This is a genomic window from Pseudomonas sp. 51_B, from assembly GCF_017491595.1.
Lineage (GTDB): Bacteria > Pseudomonadota > Gammaproteobacteria > Pseudomonadales > Pseudomonadaceae > Aquipseudomonas > Aquipseudomonas promysalinigenes.
Genome location: NZ_JAFGYW010000017.1, coordinates 77,427 through 99,852, shown reverse-complemented (window position 1 = coordinate 99,852; position 22,426 = coordinate 77,427). Strand labels below are relative to the sequence as shown.

Below are 22,426 nucleotides of genomic sequence, written 5' to 3'. Positions count from 1 at the left end.
GGAGATCGCTTCATGCAATTGAAAACTCTACGCCAGCTTACTATCGCGCTGCTGACCAGCGCTCTGCTGCCAACAATGGCCAGCGCCGATCAGACGTTGCGCATCGGGTACCAGAAGTCTTCGACCCTGCTGACCCTGCTCAAAGCCCGTGGCAGCCTTGAGCACCGCCTGCAGGCCCAGGGTATTCGGATTAGCTGGCACGAATTCCCCAGCGGGCTACCGCTGTTGGAAGCACTGAACCTGGGCAACGTCGACCTATCGGCGGATGTGGCTGACACCGTGCCAGTGTTCACCCAGGCGGCAGGCGCCAAGCTGACCTATTTCGCCCGTGAGGCGCCATCGCCTACAGCCCAGGCGATTCTGGTGCCGGCGGACTCGCCGCTCAAGACCCTTTCTGACCTAAAAGGCAAACGTGTTGCAGTGACCAAGGCGGCCGGCAGCCACTACCTGCTGATCCAGGCTTTGGCCAAGGCCGGGTTGACTTTCAAGGACATCACACCAGCGTACCTGATTCCTGCTGACGGCAGAGCCGCGTTCGAGAATCACAAGGTCGATGCCTGGGTGACCTGGGACCCGTACGTGGCCAGTGCCCAGCGCCAGCAGAACGCGCGCATCCTGGCAGATGGCAGCGATCTGGCCAGCTACCAGCGCTACTACCTGGCCGGTAGCGACTACGCCAAGGCCCATCCCGAGGTGCTGCAGCAGGTCTATCTTGCTTTGCGAGAGGTCGGGGCCTGGACCAAGGCCAATCCGGTGGAGGCGGCCCGTATCCTAGGCCCGTTGTGGGGCAACCTCGATAGCTCCACGGTCCAGCAAGCCAATGCACGGCGCAGTTATGACGTGCAGCCTGTGAAGGTGGAGAACCTGGCCGAACAGCAGCGCATTGCCGATGCATTCTATCGCGAGGGGCTGCTGCCAAAAGCAGTGGATGCCAGCTCGGTGAGCCTGTATGAACCGGCGCAGAACTAGCTATACGAGCAAAGCGTTGGGGTGCTCGCAGTGCCCCAGCAAAGTCGTCTGTTCGCAGTAATTGGTTTTTGATGATGTCGAGGATAAGGGGCTCTGGGTAATCGTGCGTTGCTGCTCAAGCAGGCCGGAAGAAATCACATAGACGTTGTCGAGCTGCGGCTCTTCTTGCTCGGCGCCATGGCCGCAGAGTTGCGGCAGCGACAGGCAGGCACTGATTGCTCACTAGGCAGCACGGTTTGCAGGGGTTTGCAGAGCTTAAGGTAATTCCAAAAAGGTATTTGTTCCCGCTTTTTAAGATCGATTAGCTTTATGCCTTGAGAGGCTGTCGCGCCAGGCGTGCAGCGTTTTTAGGCGCCAGGCTTACAGAATTTTGTTTCCAGCCTGCGCTCAGCCAATTTTTCTACTCTGGTGCGGGCAAGTTGCGCGCATGCCAGGGTTGCTCGCCCGGAGCTCCAGTGACACTCATGCAAACTTCTTCGGCCACCTTATCGATCGACTCATCTCAGAGACTTGCGCAGTCCTTAAGCAATTATGCGAATAAAGGTGAGGTCGTGCTTGAACTGCGCAATTTGACCAAGGCCTATGACAGCAAAAATGCGTCGGCGCTGCCGGCGGTTAGCGACTTCAGCTTGAAAGTGCTGCGCGGCGAAGTCCTGTGCCTGATGGGAACATCGGGAAGCGGCAAGTCCACATTGTTGCGGCACGTCAATCGGCTGATCGAGCCTTCCAGTGGTGAAATCCTGATCGATGGTCAGGCCATTAGCGGCTTGGGCCCCAAAGCCTTACGTGATTTGAGATCGCGCCGCATCGGCATGGTATTTCAACATTTTGGGTTGTTGCCTCACCGCACCGTGCTGGATAACGTTGCGTTACCCCTTGAATTGCGTGGCGAGCCTGAGTCAAGTCGTCATGCAGCAGCTATGGTGCAGCTGCAGGCAATCGGTCTGGAAGGTTGGGCAGAGCATTATCCACATGAGCTGTCAGGCGGTATGCAGCAACGGATCGGTTTCGCACGGGCGCTGGTAATTGACCCGGACATCCTTTTGATGGATGAGCCATTCAGTGCTTTGGATCCGACCATCCGTCGCGATCTTCAGAACCATTTCCTGGCGCTTGCACGCGAGCGCGGTATCACCACTTTACTGGTCACCCACGACCCTGCTGAAGCCATTCGTCTTGCCGACCGGATTGCCGTGCTGCGCCGAGGCGAGTTGGTCCAATTGGGCACGCCTCACGACATGCTCGAGCATCCGGCTGATGCTGGGGTAGCGGATTTTTTCCAGGACTGCGCTACCAAGCCTGGACCTACGCGAAGTGTCGCAGATCTAGTCAACGAAACGCCCCAGAGCATGCCCTCAGTGCCGCATCAGCGCCCGGGGTTGCGCGCTTGGCAATCCTTGTTACTGGGCCCAGCCGCGCTGGCTGCGCCCGGCCAAGGTGGAAGGTTCTGGCTAGGCTTTGCAACAGAGCTTGCGGCTATGGCGACACTGGTAAAAGGAATTGTCACGTCGTCATGGTTGGCGGCTTTGTTCGCAATCGTCATTTTGGGAAGCAGCCGCTTCATGGCGGTTTGGCTTGGCACCCAACCCAGGCGGCAACCAAAAGCGGGTTGGGGGCTGCCATTGGCGGTGCTCGTGGCTAGTCAGGCATTGGTGATTTTGCGCATGGTGACACCAGATGCATCTGGCGTTTTGTTTGAGTTCCCTGCTGACCGCCAGATCTTGCTGCTAGTAGCCCAAAGCATCGATCAGTTCATCAGCTGGTCGCAACTGACATTTGAAGGCGCATTCGTCGGCATCATTTTTGCGGTGCGAACTGTCATCGAAGGCATTGAGAATGTCCTTTCTTGGTTACCATGGCCTGTTCCGGCTCTGGCTTTGATGCTTTTGGCGTGGCGTTCAGCCAGCTTGGGGTTGGTACTCACCAGTGGCGCGGCACTGCTCTACATTGGCGTGTTCGGGTTCTGGGAGCGAACCATCGCCACGCTGGCACTGGTCGGATCATCGGTGCTGATCGCCCTGGTCTTAGGCGTCCCGATGGGCATCCTGCTGGCGAAGCGTCCTCTGGTAAGGCGGTTGGTCACGCCGCTGCTAGACGTTATGCAAACCCTGCCCACCTTTGTCTATTTGATCCCGGCCGTTGCGTTCTTCTCTGTGGGTAAGACACCCGCCGTGATTGCTACGGTGATATTTGCCTTGGCGCCTATGATTCGCCTGACGTCCCTGGGTATTCAGGAAGTCCCCAAGGATGCCGTCGAGGCTGCCCGAGCTCATGGCGCTAGCCCCTGGCAAACCCTGATCAAGGTGCAGTTGCCGCTGGCCCGTCGCTCATTGTTGTTGGGGATCAACCAAACACTGGTCATGAGCCTGTCGATGGTTGTCGTGGCGGCCCTGATCGGTGCAGGCGGGCTGGGTTACGACGTGATGACGGCTCTGCGCAATATCAAGGGGGGAGAAGGGGTGCTCGCCGGAGTGGCGATTGTACTGTGCGCACTTGTCCCTGATCGAATCATTCAATCCAGCTTGAACAAGCAAGCTCATCTGCATACCTGATAATAGTGAGATTTAAAGTGAAGACACACCTCTTGCGCAAACTAGTGCACGCGGTAACGGTGACCGCCCTGATCATTCCAGCAACCGTGCTTGCCAAAGAAAAAATTGTCATCGGCGAGCAGAACTGGACAGGCGCCATCGCCATTCAACATATCCTTGGAAACATCATTCAAAACCGGCTCGATGGCGATGTGTCGTATTTGGCGGGTGATGTTCCGGTACTCTTTAGTGCCGCGGCGAAAGGTGATGGCACCGTTGATGTGCTGACCGACATCTGGCTGCCCAATCAGTCTGCCGCCTGGGCCAAGTATGTTACAGGGGGTACCCGCTCACTGATACCGAACACTCACCCTTATGCTGGCGAGCAAGGGTTCTACATTCCTGGGTATTTGCAGGACAAATACGGAGTCAAATCAATCTACGATCTCCAAAAACCGGAAGTGGCGAAGTTGTTCGAGCCACTGGGCGGTGGTAAGGCACAACTGCTGGTTGGACCGGCAGGTTGGGAATCGACCTACATTGGCCAGATCAAGGCTAAGGATTACGGCTTTGCCGACAAGTTTGAGTCTGTGTCGACCGAAGCATCGGTGACCTATGCAAAACTGGCCGCAGCTTATAAAGCGCAACGTGGTGTGGTGTTTTATGCGTATACCCCGGACTGGATCTTCTCGGCGTTTGATCTGCGTCGTCTCGAAGAGCCGGCATTTGATGGCTACGCCCAGGACAACAAGAAAGATGACCCGCTCTACAAGGCCGACGGCTGCTGGAAGTTCATAAGCCCAACCGTGGACCCGGATTGGCTCAACAAAAGTCAGATCACCTGCGCGTTCCCCGATGCCAAGGTCCATATTCTGGCGTCTTCAGCATTAGGCAAGCGTGCACCGAGAATCGCTGAGTTTCTGCGCAATGTTGCCATCGAGCCTGCGCAGCTCAATGAGCTGATCCTGAAAATAGAAAAGGAGAAAATACCGGCTGATGAGGCCGCTCAGGCTTGGATCAAAGCCAATGGCGCCACGGTTGATCAATGGTTGGCAGCCTCGGCCCCCCTGGTGAGTAAAGCGCAATGAGTACCTCAATTTTGCGCTTGCTGGACGGCGGCATGGGTCGAGAGCTAAAGCGTATCGGAGCGCCATTCCGTCAGCCTGAGTGGTCTGCACTTGCCCTGATCGAAGCGCCCAGTTTCGTGTTAAAGGCACATAGCGCATTCATCGAGGCCGGTGCTCGCATCATCACCACAAACAGCTATGCGGTTGTTCCCTTTCACATCGGTGATGAGCGCTTTGAGCGAGAGGGACGAACGCTGGCCGACCGTGCTGGGCAGTTGGCTCGACAAGCCGCTTCGAGCAGTAGTGAACACGTTACCGTAGCGGGTTCGCTCCCACCCGCGTTGGGGTCCTATCGGCCCGACCTGTTCGATCATCACCGATCAATCGCCATCCATAGGGAGCTCATTGACGGATTGAGTGCGTATGTCGATGTCTGGCTTGCTGAAACCCAAAGCTCGATCGCCGAGCTACAGGCAGTCGCTCAGGCGCTCGTTGCAGACGCCAGACCTCTGTGGGTGTCGTTCACGCTCATCGACGAGGCTGGGGCGCCGCCAAGATTGCGCTCGCATGAACCCGTCATTGATGCGGTCAGGGTGGCCGCCGAGCTAGGGGCTAAAGCGGTGCTGTTCAATTGCAGCCAGCCGGAAGTCATGGCGCAAGCGCTTGCTGAGGCTCGAAAGGCCATTGCGCAGTCTGGCCAGCGTATTGAGCTGGGGGTTTACGCAAACGCGTTTCCACCGGTTAGCGCAGAGGCCGAGGCCAACAGCACCTTGCTGGAAGTGCGTCGCGATCTGGGCCCGGAGTCCTATCTGGGTTGGGCCAGATCTTGGGTCGCTGCCGGCGCCAGCATCATTGGTGGTTGCTGCGGCATTGGCCCGGAGCACATTGAACATCTGCACCTTCACTTGATCGGTAACGAAGGGGTTGAGCCATGACAGATATCGAAGCTGGGTTAGAAATTGAGCAGGCCACTTTTGGTGCCGGTTGCTTCTGGGGCGCAGAAGCAGCCTTCAGGGCATTGCCAGGCGTGGTAGATAGTCGCGTGGGTTTTGTGCAACTAACCGCGGCCGAGACTGAGTCGATCGAAGTTGTCCAGGTAGACTTCAATACAACAGTCCTCTCCTATGATCAGCTGATCGAACATTTCTGGACACTTCACGATCCGACGTCCATTGACCGCCAAGGTGCAGATGTCGGGGTCAAATATCGTTCTGCAGTGTTTTATCACTCTATGCAGCAGGCTGCTGTGGCACGGGAGGCCAAACAGCAGGTGCAAGCCTCAGGCCACTTCGACAAACCGGTTGTGACCGTCATCCTTCCACTGGGTGACTTTCAGCTCGCGCATGAGGATCAGCAGCAGTATCTGGAGAAACACGGCTCAAGCAGCTGTTCAATTTGAATGGCGCCACCGACTTGAGTGACTGAATCTTCTCACGGCTTCTTGCAGATGAACTTGCAGGTCATCTACTGCGTAGATGACTCGAGCTCGTCAAGCCGCAGCACTTAACAGTAAGCCGATGCTGATTTACCTCGGCAAGGATCCCGTCGCCTCTAGCATCGAGATGCTATGCATCGCCCTAAACATTTAAAGGAACAGTGATGTCTGACCCTAAACCCCTTATGTTTGCGCTGTACGAACAGGCCAGTGTCGGTTGCGGTGGGGCGCCGAGTTTGTGGACGCACCCGGCAGATGAACGCTTGGCTGCGAACACCTTCGAGTTTTGGGCTAACCAGGCACGCATTGCTGACCAGGCTAACCTCGATATGTTGTTCTTCGCAGACGTGTTGGGCTTCTATGACGTATTCGGCGCTAATGCGCAGGCAGCCGTGGAGTGGGCTGTCGAGGCGCCTGCAAATGACCCGCTGATGATCATCCCGGGCTTGGCAGCGATTACCAAGAACCTAGCGTTCGGCGCTACCGTGTCCACCACCTACGAGCATCCTTTTGCCCATGCCCGTCGTTTCAGCACGCTCGATCACATGACTAACGGCCGGGTGGGTTGGAACATTGTCACCTCCTATCTTTCCAGTGCTGCGCGTAACTTCGGTCTGGAAGAAATGCTCAAGCATGCAGATCGATACGAGCGCGCCGAGGAGTTCATGGATGTGGTGTACAAACTTTGGGAGGGCAGTTGGGCAGACGACGCAGTGGTCGCCGATAAAACCCGCCGTGTGTACGCGCAAGGCGGTCGGGTCAAACCGATCGACCATGCAGGAGAGCGCTACCGCGTGGCAGGGCCTCATTTGTCCGCTCCGTCGCCACAGCGAACGCCATTGCTGATTCAAGCGGGCTGGTCTGGAAGAGGGCGCGAGTTCGCCGCCAAACATGCCGAGCTGATCTTCATAGCCAAGTCCAATCCACATGAAATCCGCCAAGGCTTGGAAGAGATCTGGACGATGGCTGAGGCACGTGGCCGTGCTAGGGATGACGTGCAGTCGCTAACAGTGCTGCGCATCGTGACGGCGAAAACCGAGATTGAAGCCCAGCGCAAGTACGACGAGCTCCAGAGCAACTATCACTTGGAGGCACAACTGGTCAGCTATGCAGGTGACACAGGCATCGACCTGAGCCGCTATGCGGACAGCGATGCCTTGTCGACTCATACTGAAGGTCTTACGTCCTACATGATGCGACCCGATGGAAGCGGGAGGCCTTTAACCGCCGGTGACATCAAGAAGCGCTTCGCCAACGTTACACGGGGCACCGATCTTATCTTGGTGGGCACTGCGCAGCAGGTGGCGGACAGCATCGAGGAGCATGCACGGATCTCCGGTACCAGTGGTTACATGCTTAACCCCTTAACGAGCCCTGGCACATTGGAGGATTTTGTGGAATTGGTCGTGCCGGAGCTGCAAAAAAGAGGGCTTTATCGAACCAGCCCTCAGAGCGGGAGTTTGCGTTCGAGGCTCAGAGCTGATGGATCCAGTCGTCTACCAGAGTCCGCCTACGGAGCCTCTTACCGCTTCCCGGCCTCCAACTGATCTTGCGTTCGCCATGCCGACTCATCCGCATCGCTGTGGAGCATTCACCCTAAACGATGGTTCAGAAAGGTGCGGTGAGGGGGCATTTGTAGGGCTTTGAATCTTGATCTGTGTCGAGAAGGAATAAGGTGACGAAGAGGTCTTTTCAGCGTTCGCTGAAAAGAGTACAAATGTGCTCCATGGACAATCTCACCCCAAAACGCCGTGCAATCCTCGAATACATCCGCGAGCGCATTGCCGACCACAGTCAACCACCAAGCCTGGCCGATATCGCCAGCCGCTTTGGTTTCGCCTCGCGCAGCGTGGCCCGCAAGCACATCACTGCGCTGTGCCAGGCCGGCTATATCGATGTCACGCCCAACCAGGCACGGGGCATTCGCCTGGCTGAGCCGCTTCGCCGGCCTGAACTCCTTGAGCTTCCAGTACTGGGTCAGGTGGCCGCTGGTGCGCCCATCGGCCCGGACCTGGGCATCCATGAGCAATTGCTTCTCGACCCCAGCCTGTTTCGTCGCACCCCAGACTACCTGCTCAAGGTGCGCGGCGATTCGATGATCGGCGATGGCATTTTCGATGGCGATTTGGTCGGCATCCTTCAGCAGAGTGAAGCACGTGATGGCCAGATCGTGGTCGCCCGTCTGGACGGCGAGGTCACCATCAAGCGGCTGCAGCGCCAACCCGGTGGTTATCGGCTGTTACCGCGCAACCCGGCGTACGCGCCGATCGACGTAGGCCCAGAGCGCGAATTCTTCATCGAAGGCGTGTTCTGTGGCCTGTTGAGGCGCGACTGATGGGCGCGGTGGTCGATCTTGATCGGCTGCTCGATCAACGCCAGATCTGGCGGGGGCGCCAGGGCCAGGTACGCCCGGCAGGGCTGCAGCCTACCGGGCACGCAGCGCTCGACCAGCACTTGCCAGATGGCGGCTGGCCTGCGGCGGCCCTCAGTGAGCTGCTGCTGGCCAGCCCAGGGTGTGGCGAGTTGCAGCTGCTTTGGCCATCGCTGGCACGCCTGACCGCACAAGGCGGCCGAGTAGTGCTGATAGCTCCGCCGTTCATCCCCTATGCCCCCGCTTGGCAGGCCGCAGGTGTGGACCTGCGCTGGTTGATCCAGGTCCAAGCCCCCCAGGCCGATGTGCTTTGGGCGGCTGAACAATGCTTGCGCTCGGCCAGCTGCGCCGCTGTGCTGTGCTGGCCGGAGCGTGCCGATGACCGTGCCTTGCGGCGTTTGCAGGTGGCCGCCGAAACCGGACAGGCGCTGGCCTTCGCCTGTCGCCCACAACAGGCTGCGAACAACCCGTCACCGGCGGCGCTGCGTATAGCCGTTGATACGCGGCCGGCGCAATGGCGCGTACTCAAGTGCCGTGGCGGTATGCCGCCGGCCCTGCCAATCGCCTGTCCTGGGCGAGGCTGATGTTGCATGCTCTGGGCCTGTATCCTCTTGCCCCAGCTGGCGCTGGACTCGATCCTGCGCGAGCGTGACGATCCCGATACCCCACTGGTGCTAATCGGCGGCCCTGCCCAGCGTCGCGTGTTGCAAGCTGTGAACCCAGCAGCGGCGGCGCTTGGCTTGCGCGCGGGGCTGACACTGACGGCAGCACGGGCCTTGGCCGATGGTTTTCACTGCGTCGAGGCCGACCCGGCGCGTATCGATCACCTGCAGCAGTTGCTGGCAGCCTGGGCTTACCGGTTCAGTGCCCACGTCAGTCTTCACTATCCGCGCGCTTTGTTGCTTGAGGTCGGCTCCAGCCTGCAGTTGTTCGGCCCCTGGCCTGAATTCCAGGCCCGCCTGCGTGAAGAGCTCGCTGAATTGGGTTTGCGCCAGCGCATCGTCCTTGCTACCAACCCGGTCGCCGCACGCATGCTCGCCAACGGCCATGACGGCCTGGCCCTGACCTGCGCTGAGCAGACCCGAACGGCGCTTGCGCGAATGCCTGTCGAGCGGGTCGGGTTACCAGCAGACGCTGCCCAAGCCTTTGTTCGCATGGGCCTGCGCCAGTTGGGGCAGGTTCTGGAATTGCCCCGTGATGCGTTGGCCCGGCGTTTTTCTGCCCAGGTCCAGTTGCATCTTGACCAACTGCTTGGCCTGCGTACCTTCGGGCTGGATTTCTACCAGCCACCAGATCGCTTCGACTCACGTCTAGAGCTCAACTTCGATGTCGAATCGCACCAGGCCCTGCTGTTCCCGTTGCGGCGCATGTTGAATGACCTGGGGGTTTTTCTTGCTGGGCGCGATTGCGGTGTTCAGCGGTTCTATCTGTATCTGGAGCATGCCCAAGGCGCGGATACACAACTGCACGTGGGCTTGCTGGCCGCAGAGCGTGACCCTGCCATGCTCTTGGAACTGGCGCGCGGTCGTTTGGAAGCGCTGCGCATTCGCGCACCTGTACGCAACCTGCGCCTGGTCGCAGATGATCTGCCGGCCTTCGTGCCCCAGCACCAGGCGCTGTTCGACCCACGGGCCCAGCAGGCCCAGCCTTGGGAGCAACTGCGCGAACGCTTGCGTGCGCGGTTAGGGGACGACGCCGTCAAGGGGTTGCGTGCAGGGGCCGACCATCGCCCCGAATGTGCCTGGCAGCTGGCCGAACAGGGTGCTCAGGGAGGCCTGCCAGCCTTGCCCGGAAGCCGCCCCGGCTGGTTACTGCCCATACCCCAGGCGTTGGATGCGACACAACACACCGTGCTCGGGCAAGCAGAGCGCATCGAGTCGGGCTGGTGGGATGGTGGTGATGTACGCCGCGACTATTACCGCATCGAAACCCGTGATGGCCTGCGTGGTTGGGCCTATCAAGACCTCGCTCAGCCTGGCCCGCTGTGGCTGCAGGGCTGGTTCGCATGAACACGTGCGGTTACGCCGAGCTGCATTGCCTGTCCAATTTCAGCTTTCAGCGCGGGGCATCCAGTGCCGAGGAGTTATTCGTCCGCGCCCGCGAGCAGGGCTACCAAGCCCTGGCGATCACTGACGAATGCACCTTGGCAGGTATCGTGCGTGCCTGGCAGGCTGCCAAGGCGCAGCAGCTGCGCTTGATCGTCGGTAGCGAAATGCGTTTGCAGGACGGCCCCAAACTGGTTTTGCTGGTGCAGGACCTGGCCGGCTATCAAAACCTCTGCGCCCTGATCACGCGCGCTCGGCGCCGGGCCGAGAAGGGTGATTATCAAGTGTTCGCCGATGACCTTCGGCAACATCACACAGGCTTGCTGGCGCTGTGGGTAGCCGACGATCCTGATGATCAGGCGACTGGCCACTGGCTACGCGAGCTGTTTGCCGAGCGCCTGTGGCTGGCTGTTCACTTGCATCGCGCCAGTGATGACGAGTTGCGCCTGGCCCGTTTGCGAGTTCTGGCAGCGCAGCTTGGCATTCGGGCGGTGGCCTGCGGTGACGTGCATATGCATGTGCGCGGCCGGCGTGCGCTTCAGGATTGCATGACCGCCATCGGCCAGCACTGCACTGTGGCCGAGGCGGGCCGCCATCTGTTCGCCAATGGTGAGCGCCACCTGCGGCCAATAGCGCAACTGGCAGCGCTTTACCCAGCAGATTTGCTGGCCGAGACCCTGCTCATTGCCGAGCGTTGCCAGTTCGACCTAGCGCAATTGCGCTATCAGTACCCGCGCGAACTGGTACCCGAGGGGCACACACCTGCCAGTTGGCTGCGCCAGCTGTGCGAGCGTGGCTTGCCACAGCGTTGGCCAACCGGGCCAAGCAGCAAGGTACGGGCGGTGCTGGACAAAGAGTTGGCGCTGATCCAGGAACTGGGCTACGAGAGCTATTTTCTCACCGTGCACGACATCGTCGCCTTTGCCCGCAGCCAGCACATCCTATGCCAAGGCCGGGGCTCTGCGGCCAATTCGGTGGTGTGTTTCGTGCTGGGCATCACTGAGCTGGACCCGATGGAGCATCGCTTGCTGTTCGAGCGTTTCCTGTCACGCGAGCGCAATGAACCGCCCGATATCGACGTGGACTTCGAGCACGACCGGCGCGAAGAGGTGATCCAATATGTGTTTCGCCGCTATGGCCGCCATCGCGCTGCACTCACCGCAGTGGTCAACACCTACCACGCAGCCGGTGCCGTGCGCGATGTCGCCAGGGTGTTGGGCCTGCCGGCCGATCAGGTCGATGCCTTGGCCAAATGCTGCGGTCGCTGGAGCGACCGTATTCCTGACTCGCAGCGTCTGGCCGAGGCCGGTTTCGAACCGGGCAGCCCTTCGCTGCGGCGCATTCTGGTTCTGGCCGGTGAGCTGATCGGTTTCCCTCGTCATTTGTCTCAGCACCCCGGGGGGTTCGTCATCTCCGAGCAGCCGCTGGACCACTTGGTGCCGGTAGAAAACGCCGCCATGGCCGAGCGTACGGTGATCCAGTGGGATAAAGACGACCTGGACATGGTCGGCCTGCTGAAGGTCGATGTGTTGGCCCTGGGCATGCTTAGCGCTTTGCGCCGCTGCTTTGACCTGGTGCAACGCCATCGTGGTCGGCAACTGACCCTGGCGACGATCCCCAGCGAAGACCCCGCAACCTACGCGATGATCAGCCGTGCCGAAACCATGGGTGTGTTCCAGATCGAATCACGGGCACAGATGGCCATGTTGCCCAGGCTCAAACCCAGCACGTTCTATGACCTGGTGATCGAAGTCGCCATCGTGCGCCCCGGGCCGATCCAGGGTGATATGGTTCACCCTTACTTGCGCCGGCGTTTGAAGCAGGAGCCGGTGACATACCCCTCGCAGAAGCTCAAGGAAGTATTCGCCCGTACTCTCGGCGTGCCGCTGTTTCAGGAGCAGGTCATGGAGCTGGCCATGGTCGCGGCCGACTATACCCCGGGTGAGGCCGACCAGCTGCGCCGCAGCATGGCAGCCTGGAAGCGCCATGGTGGGCTGGAGCCCCACCGTCAGCGGCTGGTCGAAGGCATGCTGCGCAACGGTTACGACGTGGCATTCGCCGAACGTATATTCGAGCAGATCAAGGGGTTTGGCAGCTACGGTTTCCCCGAGTCCCACGCCGCCAGCTTTGCCTTGTTGTGCTACGCCAGCAGTTGGCTCAAATGCCATGAACCGGCGATCTTCACCTGCGCACTGATCAACAGCTGGCCCATGGGCTTCTACAGCCCGGACCAGTTGCTGCAGGAGGCTCGGCGGCAGGGTATCGAGGTGCGTCCAGTGGATGTGTTCCATAGCCAATGGGACTGCACCCTGGAGCCTGATGGCCAAGGCATCTTGGCCCTGCGCCTGGGCCTGCGCCAGGTGCGTGGCTTCAATGAAGTGGATGCTCGCCGCTTGGAGCAGGCGAGGGCGCAGCGCCCCTGGCGTGATATCGAAGACCTGTGCCTGCGTGCAGGGCTGGACAGCCGTGCACGTGCCCGGCTTGCCGATGCCGGGGCTCTGCGTGCACTGGCGCGGGACCGGCACCAGGCGCGCTGGCAAGTCGCGGCAGTGCAGCCACAGTTGCCGCTGTTCGCCGAGGTTCAGGCGTTGCCGGAGGCCGAGGTGATGTTGCCAGCGCCTACTGTGGGTGAAGACCTGGTTGCCGACTACGACACCCTGGGCACAACCCTTGGCCCGCACCCGCTCAGGCTATTGCGTCCACGCTTGCGGGCGCTGGGCTGCCGCAGCTCTGCTGAACTCGCCGGGCTGGAACATGGCGATGCGATAGCCGTCACCGGCCTGGTTGTAGGGCGCCAACGGCCCCAGACTGCCAGTGGTGTGACCTTCGTGACACTCGAAGATGAGTTCGGCATGGTCAATGTGGTGGTGTGGCGGGACCTGGCCGAACGGCAGCGGCGGGCGTTGGTGGGGGCCCAGTTGCTTAAGGTCAGCGGGCGCCTCGAGCAGGAAAATGGCGTGCGCCATCTGATTGCCCGGCGCCTTGAAGACATCAGCCCTTTGCTAAAAGGGCTGGATGTGAAAAGCCGAGATTTTCACTGACCTCCCGAGCCTGTCAAACCATCGCCAAATGTTGCTTGCGCTGCGGCGCAGGGAATGCCCGGTCGATTGCCCGCAAGTCCTCTTGGGTGAGGGTCAACGCCCCGGCAGCCGCATTCAACCGCACATGCTCCGCTGACACCGCTTTAGGGATGGCAATCACATCATGTTTGCGGGTAACCCAGGCCAGGCTGACCTGGGCAGGGGTCGCGCCGTGGCGCTCACCGATTTCTCTCAACACTGGATGATCGAGCAACTGCCCAGCTTGTGCCAGCGGGCAGTAGGCCATGGTCGGCAAGCCTCGCTGGCGGCTCCACGGCAACAAGTCGAACTCGATGCCACGCTGCGCAGGGTTGTACAGCACTTGATTGGTCGCGCATCGAGGGTCGTGCAGCTCGCGCAGGTCGTCCACATCGAAGTTCGATACGCCCCAATGGCCGACTTTTCCCTGTTCGCACAAGCGCTCGAAGGCCTCGACCGTCTCTTGCAGGGGATACTGACCACGCCAATGCAGCAGGTACAGGTCGATCATTTCAGTGCCCAGGCGCTTGAGGCTTCGCTCACAGGCCTGGGCAACGCCTTGGCGGCTGGCATTGTGCGGGTACACCTTACTGACGAGAAACACCTTGTCGCGGCGCCCGGCAATGGCTTGGCCGACCACGGCTTCGGCACCGCCTTCGGCATACATCTCGGCACTGTCGATCAGGGTCATGCCCTGTTCGATCCCTTGTTGCAGGGCCGCCACTTCAGCGGCCTTGCGAGCAGGATCCTCGCCCATGTACCAGGTGCCCTGGCCAATGGCCGGCACCTTGCAACCTGCCAGTTCTACGTAACGCATGTCACCTCCGGAGTGTGGGTGTGGGAAAGCACCACTTCGAGCAGCGCCTGAGCTGCGGTTGACAGTTTGTGGTCGGCCAGCGCGATCACGCCAATTCGCCGCTCAACGGCAGGCTCGATCAAGGTCACGCATCGCGCACCGAGTTCCTGCATCTGGTTGATACATAGCGCCGGCACTGCGCTGACGCCAAGGCCGCTGGCGACCATGCGGCCAATGGTGGACAACTGATGGCTTTCGAACGCCACCGCCAGCCTGCCATGCTGGACAGCGATGTTCTGTTCAAGCAACAGCCGCACCGCCGATGGCCGTTGCAGGGCAATGAAGTCCTGGGCCAGCAGCTGTGCCCAAGTCACCTGGGTTTGCAGCGCCAGCGGTGAATCGGCCGGCACCACGGCAACGAAACGGTCAAGGTACAGCGGGTGAAAGTGCAGGCCATCGGTGTTTTCCGGCTCGAAACCGATGCCCAGTTCGACGCGGCGGTGGCGCACCAGTTCCAGTACTTGTTCGTTGATCACGTCATGCACCGTAACGTTGACCTTGGGGTAACGCTGGCGGAACACTTTAAGCGAATGCGGCAGCAGGTTGCCGGCAAAGGCAGGCATGGCAGCCACCGAGACGCGGCCCAATTGCAGCGTGAAACGCTGGCGCAGCATTTCTTCGGTGTCGTCCCAGTCGGCCAACAGGCGTCGGGCCAGCGGCAGCAACACCTCACCTTCGGCTGTGAGGCTGACGCTGCGGGTCGTGCGGGTGAGCAGTGCGCCGCCCAGGTTTTCCTCCAAGGCCTTGATGGTCAGGCTCAAGGCAGGTTGCGACACATGCAGGTGTTCGCCGGCCTGGGCGAAGCTCTGGTATTTGGCTACGGCGGCGAAGGCACGTAGCTGCTTGACGTTCATGGTAGCCTCAGCGTTGTTTTGCAAAAGTTATCAATCAATGATGAAAACAAAATTAACAAATCAGTCGCCAGCGGTGAAGATGTCGTTACACGCTCACCGACAGCCTCGTCGGTTCAACAACTACAAAGGCGGATCAACATGGCCGGACTGGACAAGCGCGTTGCAACCTATGAAGAGGCCCTGGCAGGCCTGACCGACAACATGACGGTACTGGCCGGTGGTTTCGGCCTGTGTGGTATCCCTGAAAACCTCATCGCCGAGATCAAGCGCCGGGGCGTGAAGGGGCTGACCGTGGTTTCCAACAACTGCGGCGTCGATGGTTTCGGCCTGGGCGTGCTGCTTGAAGACCGGCAGATCCGCAAGATGATCGCCTCCTATGTGGGCGAGAACGCTGAATTCGAACGCCAGTTGCTCAGTGGTGAGCTGGACGTCGAGTTGACCCCGCAAGGTACGCTGGCCGAGAAAATGCGTGCCGGGGGCGCTGGTATTCCGGCGTTCTACACCGCCACCGGCTATGGCACCCCGGTTGCCGAGGGCAAGGAGGTGCGTGAGTTCAAAGGCCGCAAGTACATCCTCGAAGAAGCCATTACCGGTGACTTCGCCATCGTCAAGGGCTGGAAGGCCGACCACTACGGCAACGTGGTTTATCGCCACACCGCGCAGAACTTCAACCCGCTGGCCGCCACCGCCGGCAAGATCACCGTGGTCGAAGTGGAGGAGATCGTCGAGCCTGGGGTGCTGTTGCCCAGCGAGATCCACACCCCTGGTATCTATGTCGACAGAGTGATCCTCGGTACCTTCGAAAAACGTATCGAAAAGCGCACCGTCAAGGCCTGAGCGCCGCCCATCAGAACAACAAAGAGATCCTGACCATGGCACTGACCCGCGAACAGATGGCACAACGCGTCGCCCGTGAATTGAAGGACGGCTACTACGTCAACCTTGGCATCGGCATCCCGACCTTGGTGGCCAACTATGTCCCGGCGGACATGGACGTCATGCTGCAGTCCGAAAACGGCCTGCTCGGCATGGGCGAATTCCCTACCGAAGCCAGCATCGATGCCGACATGATCAACGCCGGCAAACAGACCGTGACCGCCCGGCGCGGCGCATCGATCTTCGACTCGGCGCAATCGTTCGCCATGATCCGTGGCGGTCATGTCGACCTCACCGTGCTGGGAGCGTTCGAGGTTGACGTTGAGGGCAACATCGCTTCGTGGATGATCCCCGGCAAGCTGGTCAAAGGCATGGGCGGCGCGATGGATTTGGTGGCCGGTGCAGAGAACATCATCGTCACCATGACCCACGCTTCGAAGGATGGCGAGTCCAAGTTGCTGCCGCGCTGCAGCTTGCCCCTGACCGGCGCGGGTTGCATCCGCAAGGTGCTGACGGACCTGGCCTACCTTGAGATCGAGAATGGCGCGTTCATCCTGCGCGAAACCGCGCCCGGTGTAAGCATCGACGAGATCGTCGAGAAAACCGCCGGCAAGTTGATCGTGCCGGACGATGTGAAAGAAATGACCTTCTGACGCTTCGTATTGCACCTGTGGCAGTGGGTTCATCCGCCAAGGCTTCGGTTACTGCACCGTTGCTCTTGCGGGTGAACCCGCTGCCACAGGTTTTGTCGTTTTGCGTGAAAAACTTCATAAAATCAATAAAAGGAAGTAACCGTGGCCGCTGAAATTCAAGACAGCCGCTCCGCCCGCTTTGCCCTGCGCTGTTCCAATTGGGCCGAACGCTGGTTCCCTGACTCCTGGGTGTTCGCTGCCCTTGCTGTGCTGCTGGTGTGCATTGCAGCCCTGGCCATGGGCGCCAAGCCGACCGACACGGCCAAGGCCTTTGGCGATGGCTTCTGGAGCCTGATCCCTTTCACCATGCAAATGGCCTTTGTGGTCATCGGCGGTTATGTCGTGGCCAGCTCGCCTCCGGCCGCCCGCTTGATCGACCGTCTTGCGCGCATTCCCAGCAATGGCCGCTCCGCAGTGTGTTGGGTAGCATTGATCTCGATGCTGGCTTCGCTGCTCAACTGGGGCCTGTCGCTGGTGTTCGGCGGCTTGCTGGTACGTGCCCTGGCTCGGCGCACTGAGCTTAAAATGGACTATCGCGCCGCCGGTGCCGCCGCCTATCTGGGCCTGGGCGCGGTGTGGGCGCTGGGCTTGTCATCCTCGGCCGCGCAGTTGCAAGCCAACCCGGCCAGCCTGCCGCCTTCGATTCTGTCGATCACCGGTGTGATCCCGTTCACCGAGACCATCTTCCTCTGGCAGTCGGGGGTCATGTTGGCGGCCCTGGTCATCGTCTCGCTGGTGATCGCCTATGCCACCGCACCCGGTCCAAACAGTGCGCGCAGCGCCGAAGATTGCGGCGTCGACCCCAGCTTCACCGCCCCGCCGGCGGCCAAGCGCACACGCCCAGGCGAGTGGTTGGAACATAGCCCGATTCTGATCATCATGCTGGTAGCCCTGGCTGGCGGCTGGCTGTATCAGGAGTTCGCCAGCAAACCTGCAATCACTGCCATTTCCGGGCTCAACACCTACAACTTGCTGTTCATCACGCTCGGTGCCTTGTTGCACTGGCGGCCGCGCAGTTTCCTCGACGCGGTGGCGCGGGCCGTGCCGACCACCACCGGTGTACTGATCCAGTTCCCCCTGTATGGCTCGATCGCCGCGATTCTCACCCAGGTCAAAGGTGTGGATGAACAGACGCTGGCTCACCACATTTCGTTGTTCTTCACCCAGATCGCCACCCATGATACTTATGCACTGCTGATGGGGGTGTACTCGGCGGTGCTGGGCTTCTTCATCCCATCCGGCGGCGGCAAGTGGATCATCGAAGCGCCCTACGTGATGCTGGTGGCCAACGACCTGCAGTACCATCTGGGTTGGGCGGTGCAGATCTACAACGCTGCCGAGGCGCTGCCGAACCTGATCAACCCGTTCTACATGTTGCCGCTGCTCGGTGTGTTGGGGCTCAAGGCGCGCGACTTGATCGGTTTCTCGTTCGTGCAGTTATTGGTGCATGTGCCCTTGGTGCTGTTGCTGCTATGGGCGCTGGGCACTACGTTGCAATACATGCCGCCCGTTATGCCTTGATGGCAGTCCGGATGCAGCAAGGGGCAGGGTGATGATCGAGGTTTCACGGTTCTGGCGCGATCCTGCATTGCCCTTCGTCGAAGCCAGGCGCGTGGGGGATGGGTGCAAGGTCTGCTATGCGCCCCATTCCCATGAAAGCTTCTCCATCGGTGTGATCACTGGAGGGCGCAGCACTTATCACAGCGGTGCGAGCCAGATAGAGGTTCAGGCAGGTACCACCGTGCTGATGAACCCTGGCGTGGTGCACAGCTGCAACCCGATCGCCGGGCAGCCTTGGTCTTACCTGATGCTATTCGTCGACATGCCGTGGTTGCAGCAGCATGGGTTTGTTCTGCCTGCGCAAACCTTCAGCACATCAGCGCGCCTTTACAGCCGGCTGCTGCAGCTGTTCGCCGATCTGTTCGATGCCCAAACTACCGACCGCCAAGCTCGGCTAGCCATTTTTTTCAAGGAGCTGCCCACTTACCTGCACAGCCCGGTGCAAACGCTGCGCGCCGACCACCCACAACTGGATGCGGCGGCGGCTTTCATGCGCGCCCACCGCAGTGACCCTTTGACCCTGGCGGACGTATGCGCTGCTTGCGGCCTGTCGCGGTCTTACCTGATCCGTGCATTCGAGCAGCGCTTTGGCCTGACACCTCATGGCTACCTGCTTGACCTGCGGATACAGCAGGCACGTGCGCAGTTGCGCCAGGGCCGAGCGATCGCCGAGGTGGCGGTGGAGGCTGGGTTTGCCGATCAGTCGCATTTGCAGCGTGCTTTCAAGCGACATCTGGCGGCTACGCCCGGGCATTACCGCGATGCGCCGCCGCTACCCGCACCAGTGGCTTCTCTGAGTTGCGAAGAGGCCAGCAATGGCAGCTTCAAACCAGCAGGTACACAGCGCTGCCCACCAATAGCACTGCCAGCCCGCGATTGAATAATTGCAGGTAACGGGGTTGGCGCAGGTACTGGCCGATCACACTCCCTGCCCAGGCCCAGCAGGCTACCGAGACGAAACAGATCGGCCCATAGATCCAGGTGAACAGCCACAACAATTGATGTTCGCCGCCGGTGTAGGCGCCCACTCCTGCGACTGCCGCCAGCCAGGCTTTGGGGTTGAGCCATTGCATCGCCGCACCCTGCCAGGCCGTTGGGGCGTCGTGCTGATCGGGGCTGCCCAGTTGCCCATCGTCGCTGGCCAACTTCCATGCCATGTACAGCAAGAACCCCACGCCCCCCAGGTGCAGCGCCTGGCCGAGTAGCGGCCAGCGCAACAGCAGTTCGTGCAATCCGAGGCCAACCAGCAGTAACAGCAGGCAAAAGCCCAGTGTCGCGCCGGTCACATGCCTGAGGCTGGCGCGCAGCCCATGGCGGGCACCGCTGCCCAGCGCGACGATGTTGACCGGCCCAGGCGAGATCGATGCTGCAAGGGCGAATGCGGCCATTGAAATGGACAGGCTCATGGGGTGGCTCCGATTGATGGACAATGCCGCAATCCTGCGCCCCTTCAATGGCCAGGTATTGAAAAATAATCCCCTGTGAAAGCCGTTAAGGTTTTGAAATAGTTTCGCGCTATGCGAAAAAGCTACCTCACTTGTAGGATCGTGTTCCCTATTCTGTTTTCAGGTCTATATGAGCACCTTCGCGGAGCCCCCCAGTTTTCGGCCTTCCTGGCCATCCTCCCCCCGTCCATGTGACGCTTTCAACGTGAGCACCCGCTAATGGAATGGCTAGCCGATCCAACGGCCTGGCTAGGCCTGTTGACGCTTATCGTCCTCGAGCTGGTGCTAGGTATCGACAATCTGGTGTTCATCGCCATCCTTGCCGACAAACTGCCGCCGCATCAGCGTGACCGTGCGCGAGTGATCGGCCTGAGCCTGGCGCTGATCATGCGTCTGGGCCTGCTGGCCAGTATCTCGTGGATGGTCACCCTCACTGCGCCGCTGTTCGAAGTCATGGGCAAGAGTTTCTCCGGCCGTGACCTGATCATGTTGTTCGGCGGTGTGTTCCTGCTGTTCAAAGCCACTATGGAACTGCATGAGAGGCTGGAAGGGCATGTGACACAGGCCAGTGGCGTGCTGCGCCATGCTGCGTTCTGGCCGATCGTGGCGCAGATCGTCGTGCTCGATGCGGTGTTTTCGCTGGACGCGGTAATTACCGCGGTGGGTATGGTCGAACACCTGTCGGTGATGATGATCGCGGTCATCTTCTCGATCGGTATCATGATCGTGGCCAGTAAGCCGCTGACCCGCTTCGTCAATGCTCACCCGACGGTGATCATGCTGTGTCTGGGCTTCTTGATGATGATCGGCTTCAGCCTGACCGCCGAAGGCCTTGGGTTCCACATTCCCAAGGGCTACCTTTATGCGGCCATTGGTTTCTCGATCCTTATCGAGCTGTTCAATCAGTTGGCTCGCGCCCGTCGCAAACGCAGCCTGCAACAGCATCGTCCGCTGCGTGAGCGCACGGCTCACGCCGTTTTGCGCCTGCTGGGCGGGCGCCGGGTGGAAGCTGACGAGGTCGGTGAAGAAATTGCCGACCTGGTCGAAGGTGGCGGTGAGCAGGTGCTGTTCGACCGCCGTGAACGCGTGATGATCAGTGGTGTGTTGAACCTGGCCGAGCGACCGATCCGCACGGTGATGACCCCACGGGCGCAGGTCGATGTCATTGACCTTGCGCAACCTGCGCAGGCCATCAGCCAAGCGCTGGCCAACTCGCCCTATTCGCGTCTGCCGTTGATTCGAAATGGCCATATCGAAGAGCCGTTGGGCTTCGTACACAAGAAGGAATTGCTCAAGGAAATGCTCGGCGGCAGCCAGCCCAACCTCGAACGCATGGCCCGAGCCCCGCTGAACCTGTTGGAGAGCTTCAGTATCTTCAATGCCCTGGAGCAGATGCGCAGCCAGTCGACCCATATCGCTTTCGTGATCAATGAGTTCGGGGATTTCACCGGGCTGTTGACCATGACCGACATCCTCGAGTCGATCGCTGGCGAATTGCCTGATGCCAGCGAGGTCGAGGGCCCAGCGATCGTCGAGGAGGGTGATGGCTTCATCGTCAATGGCGCCATGAACCTCAGCCAGGTCCAGGCCCGTACAGGCTTCAGCGCCCGTGCCACTGAGGACTACCAGACCCTTGCAGGCCTGGTCATGAGCCTGCTGGACCGTCTGCCAGTGGTAGGTGACCGGTTAGCCTACGGTGGCTGGAGCATGACGGTGGTGGCGGTCGAGGAGCGGCGGGTACGCCAGGTGCGCCTCACACAGAGCGCCGACGCTGACGCAGCAGGTGCTTGAAGCCTTCAAGCACCAGCACCAGTACAGCGGCCCAGATCGGTAGGTAAGTCAGCCACTGATCCGGGCCGATCGTCTCCCCGAGCAGCAGGGCGACGCCGACCAGCAAGACGGGTTCGACATAGCTCAGCAGGCCGAACAGGCTAAAGGGCAACAGGCGGCTTGCCAGCACATACGCGATCAGTGCGCAGGCGCTGATCGCCCCCAGCAGCGGGATCAAGCCATAGAGGCCAGGGTGTTGCTGCATGTCTGTCGCCGACAGTGCACCTTGGGTGACGAAGTACAACGCCCAGGGCAGCAATAGGCACATGTCGCACCACAGGCCGCCCAGGTGATCGGTGCGGCAGCGTCGCCTCAGCACGAAGTAGATCGGGTAGCCGATCATTACTACCAACGTTTCCCAGGCGAAGCTGCCATGCTGGTAAAGCTCGTGCCCCACCCCCACAGCTGCGCAACAAACCGCCACAGCCTGCAGGCGTGACAGCCGCTCGCCATAGACCAGCCGCCCGGTGAGCACCATCGCCAGCGGCAGCAGGAAGTACCCCATCGACACCTCCAGGCTGCGCCCGTGCAGGGGAGCCCAAAGAAACAGCCACAACTGCACACCCATCAGCCAGGAAGTACCCACCATACCCAGCAGCAGCGCCGGCGTCTGCCGAACCCGAGCGAGCAGCTCGCCGACGCGCTTCCAGTCTTTGCTGGCCAGCATGAACAGCGTCAGGCAAGGTAAGGTCAGCAATGTACGCCAGCCAAAGATCTCCTCGCCATCGAGCGGCGAAAGCAGGGAGGAATAGAAATACATCACGGCGAACAGACAGGACGCCATGACCGATGAAATAATGCCTTTTGACACGAATGCCTCGGATAGGAGAGTGGAC

General features: G+C 60.3%; 19 protein-coding genes. 15 read left to right on the top strand and 4 right to left on the bottom strand.

The window, feature by feature from the left end; genetic code table 11:
* Positions 1-12: 12 nt before the first annotated feature.
* The 10 genes from J5M56_RS17620 to J5M56_RS17575 all read left to right on the top strand — a co-directional run bounded on the left by J5M56_RS17620 (position 13) and on the right by J5M56_RS17575 (position 13,459).
* A complete protein-coding gene (locus J5M56_RS17620) occupies positions 13-969 on the top strand; it encodes an aliphatic sulfonate ABC transporter substrate-binding protein (protein WP_186477113.1) in 957 nt (318 codons plus the stop codon).
* Positions 970-1,433: 464 nt separating this feature from the next.
* Positions 1,434-3,521, top strand: coding sequence for an ATP-binding cassette domain-containing protein (locus tag J5M56_RS17615; protein ID WP_207937432.1), 2,088 nt, complete (start codon positions 1,434-1,436; stop codon positions 3,519-3,521).
* A gap of 59 nt (positions 3,522-3,580) precedes the next feature.
* On the top strand, positions 3,581-4,588 hold the full coding sequence (locus tag J5M56_RS17610) for a glycine betaine ABC transporter substrate-binding protein (protein ID WP_225915527.1): 1,008 nt from the start codon (positions 3,581-3,583) through the stop codon (positions 4,586-4,588).
* Positions 4,585-5,502 carry a homocysteine S-methyltransferase family protein gene (locus J5M56_RS17605; protein WP_207937431.1) on the top strand — a complete coding sequence of 306 codons (918 nt, stop codon included), beginning with the start codon at positions 4,585-4,587 and terminating at the stop codon, positions 5,500-5,502. Before J5M56_RS17610 ends, J5M56_RS17605 begins: the two co-directional genes overlap by 4 nt.
* Positions 5,499-5,966 carry a peptide-methionine (S)-S-oxide reductase MsrA gene (msrA, locus tag J5M56_RS17600; RefSeq protein ID WP_207937430.1) on the top strand — a complete coding sequence of 156 codons (468 nt, stop codon included), beginning with the start codon at positions 5,499-5,501 and terminating at the stop codon, positions 5,964-5,966. The genes J5M56_RS17605 and msrA overlap by 4 nt, the downstream gene beginning before the upstream one ends.
* 200 nt (positions 5,967-6,166) lie before the next feature.
* Complete coding sequence (locus tag J5M56_RS17595) at positions 6,167-7,549, top strand: LLM class flavin-dependent oxidoreductase (RefSeq protein WP_186477118.1); 1,383 nt, start codon at positions 6,167-6,169, stop codon at positions 7,547-7,549.
* Positions 7,550-7,719: 170 nt separating this feature from the next.
* Positions 7,720-8,337, top strand: coding sequence for a transcriptional repressor LexA (gene lexA, locus J5M56_RS17590; RefSeq protein WP_186477119.1), 618 nt, complete (start codon positions 7,720-7,722; stop codon positions 8,335-8,337).
* Positions 8,337-8,957: a translesion DNA synthesis-associated protein ImuA gene (gene imuA / locus J5M56_RS17585; protein WP_060476540.1), complete on the top strand. Its 621-nt coding sequence runs from the start codon at positions 8,337-8,339 to the stop codon at positions 8,955-8,957. Before lexA ends, imuA begins: the two co-directional genes overlap by 1 nt.
* Before the next feature lie 6 nt (positions 8,958-8,963).
* Positions 8,964-10,382, top strand: coding sequence for a DNA polymerase Y family protein (locus J5M56_RS17580; RefSeq protein ID WP_207937429.1), 1,419 nt, complete (start codon positions 8,964-8,966; stop codon positions 10,380-10,382).
* Positions 10,379-13,459 (top strand): error-prone DNA polymerase, encoded by a 3,081-nt coding sequence (locus J5M56_RS17575; RefSeq protein ID WP_207937428.1) that lies wholly within the window; start codon positions 10,379-10,381, stop codon positions 13,457-13,459. Before J5M56_RS17580 ends, J5M56_RS17575 begins: the two co-directional genes overlap by 4 nt.
* A gap of 13 nt (positions 13,460-13,472) precedes the next feature.
* Here the strand turns inward: J5M56_RS17575 and J5M56_RS17570 are convergent, their stop codons facing one another.
* On the bottom strand, positions 13,473-14,294 hold the full coding sequence (locus tag J5M56_RS17570; protein ID WP_207937427.1) for an aldo/keto reductase: 822 nt from the start codon (positions 14,292-14,294) through the stop codon (positions 13,473-13,475).
* Positions 14,282-15,187 (bottom strand): LysR family transcriptional regulator, encoded by a 906-nt coding sequence (locus J5M56_RS17565; protein WP_207937426.1) that lies wholly within the window; start codon positions 15,185-15,187, stop codon positions 14,282-14,284. Before J5M56_RS17565 ends, J5M56_RS17570 begins: the two co-directional genes overlap by 13 nt.
* 138 nt (positions 15,188-15,325) lie before the next feature.
* Here J5M56_RS17565 and J5M56_RS17560 point away from each other — a divergent pair, with 138 nt between their 5' ends.
* The 4 genes from J5M56_RS17560 (at position 15,326) to J5M56_RS17545 (ending at position 19,195) form a co-directional block, all read left to right on the top strand.
* Positions 15,326-16,024, top strand: a complete 699-nt coding sequence (locus J5M56_RS17560; RefSeq protein ID WP_060476536.1) for a CoA transferase subunit A — start codon at positions 15,326-15,328, stop codon at positions 16,022-16,024.
* A gap of 35 nt (positions 16,025-16,059) precedes the next feature.
* Positions 16,060-16,716, top strand: a complete 657-nt coding sequence (locus tag J5M56_RS17555) for a CoA transferase subunit B (protein ID WP_186477123.1) — start codon at positions 16,060-16,062, stop codon at positions 16,714-16,716.
* 141 nt (positions 16,717-16,857) lie between these two features.
* A complete protein-coding gene (locus tag J5M56_RS17550) occupies positions 16,858-18,276 on the top strand; it encodes a TIGR00366 family protein (protein WP_207937425.1) in 1,419 nt (472 codons plus the stop codon).
* A 31-nt stretch (positions 18,277-18,307) separates the two neighbouring features.
* A complete protein-coding gene (locus tag J5M56_RS17545) occupies positions 18,308-19,195 on the top strand; it encodes an AraC family transcriptional regulator (protein ID WP_207937424.1) in 888 nt (295 codons plus the stop codon).
* On the opposite strand, the gene J5M56_RS17540 is transcribed toward J5M56_RS17545, so the two are convergent.
* Complete coding sequence (locus J5M56_RS17540) at positions 19,140-19,721, bottom strand: LysE family translocator (protein WP_207937423.1); 582 nt, start codon at positions 19,719-19,721, stop codon at positions 19,140-19,142. The genes J5M56_RS17545 and J5M56_RS17540 overlap by 56 nt on opposite strands.
* A gap of 258 nt (positions 19,722-19,979) precedes the next feature.
* Here J5M56_RS17540 and J5M56_RS17535 point away from each other — a divergent pair, with 258 nt between their 5' ends.
* Positions 19,980-21,551: a TerC family protein gene (locus J5M56_RS17535; protein WP_207937422.1), complete on the top strand. Its 1,572-nt coding sequence runs from the start codon at positions 19,980-19,982 to the stop codon at positions 21,549-21,551.
* On the opposite strand, the gene rarD is transcribed toward J5M56_RS17535, so the two are convergent.
* Positions 21,514-22,401, bottom strand: a complete 888-nt coding sequence (rarD, locus tag J5M56_RS17530) for an EamA family transporter RarD (protein ID WP_060476531.1) — start codon at positions 22,399-22,401, stop codon at positions 21,514-21,516. The two genes, J5M56_RS17535 and rarD, sit on opposite strands and share 38 nt — an antisense overlap.
* Between the last annotated feature and the right edge of the window lie 25 nt (positions 22,402-22,426).

Coding starts and splice junctions, on each gene's coding strand:
- J5M56_RS17620 (WP_186477113.1), top strand. CDS start 13: ATGCAATTGAAAACTCTACGCCAGCTTACTATCGCGCTGCTGACCAGC.
- J5M56_RS17615 (WP_207937432.1), top strand. CDS start 1,434: ATGCAAACTTCTTCGGCCACCTTATCGATCGACTCATCTCAGAGACTT.
- J5M56_RS17605 (WP_207937431.1), top strand. CDS start 4,585: ATGAGTACCTCAATTTTGCGCTTGCTGGACGGCGGCATGGGTCGAGAG.
- msrA (WP_207937430.1), top strand. CDS start 5,499: ATGACAGATATCGAAGCTGGGTTAGAAATTGAGCAGGCCACTTTTGGT.
- J5M56_RS17595 (WP_186477118.1), top strand. CDS start 6,167: ATGTCTGACCCTAAACCCCTTATGTTTGCGCTGTACGAACAGGCCAGT.
- lexA (WP_186477119.1), top strand. CDS start 7,720: ATGTGCTCCATGGACAATCTCACCCCAAAACGCCGTGCAATCCTCGAA.
- imuA (WP_060476540.1), top strand. CDS start 8,337: ATGGGCGCGGTGGTCGATCTTGATCGGCTGCTCGATCAACGCCAGATC.
- J5M56_RS17580 (WP_207937429.1), top strand. CDS start 8,964: ATGCTCTGGGCCTGTATCCTCTTGCCCCAGCTGGCGCTGGACTCGATC.
- J5M56_RS17575 (WP_207937428.1), top strand. CDS start 10,379: ATGAACACGTGCGGTTACGCCGAGCTGCATTGCCTGTCCAATTTCAGC.
- J5M56_RS17570 (WP_207937427.1), bottom strand. CDS start 14,294: ATGCGTTACGTAGAACTGGCAGGTTGCAAGGTGCCGGCCATTGGCCAG.
- J5M56_RS17565 (WP_207937426.1), bottom strand. CDS start 15,187: ATGAACGTCAAGCAGCTACGTGCCTTCGCCGCCGTAGCCAAATACCAG.
- J5M56_RS17560 (WP_060476536.1), top strand. CDS start 15,326: ATGGCCGGACTGGACAAGCGCGTTGCAACCTATGAAGAGGCCCTGGCA.
- J5M56_RS17555 (WP_186477123.1), top strand. CDS start 16,060: ATGGCACTGACCCGCGAACAGATGGCACAACGCGTCGCCCGTGAATTG.
- J5M56_RS17545 (WP_207937424.1), top strand. CDS start 18,308: ATGATCGAGGTTTCACGGTTCTGGCGCGATCCTGCATTGCCCTTCGTC.
- J5M56_RS17540 (WP_207937423.1), bottom strand. CDS start 19,721: ATGAGCCTGTCCATTTCAATGGCCGCATTCGCCCTTGCAGCATCGATC.
- J5M56_RS17535 (WP_207937422.1), top strand. CDS start 19,980: ATGGAATGGCTAGCCGATCCAACGGCCTGGCTAGGCCTGTTGACGCTT.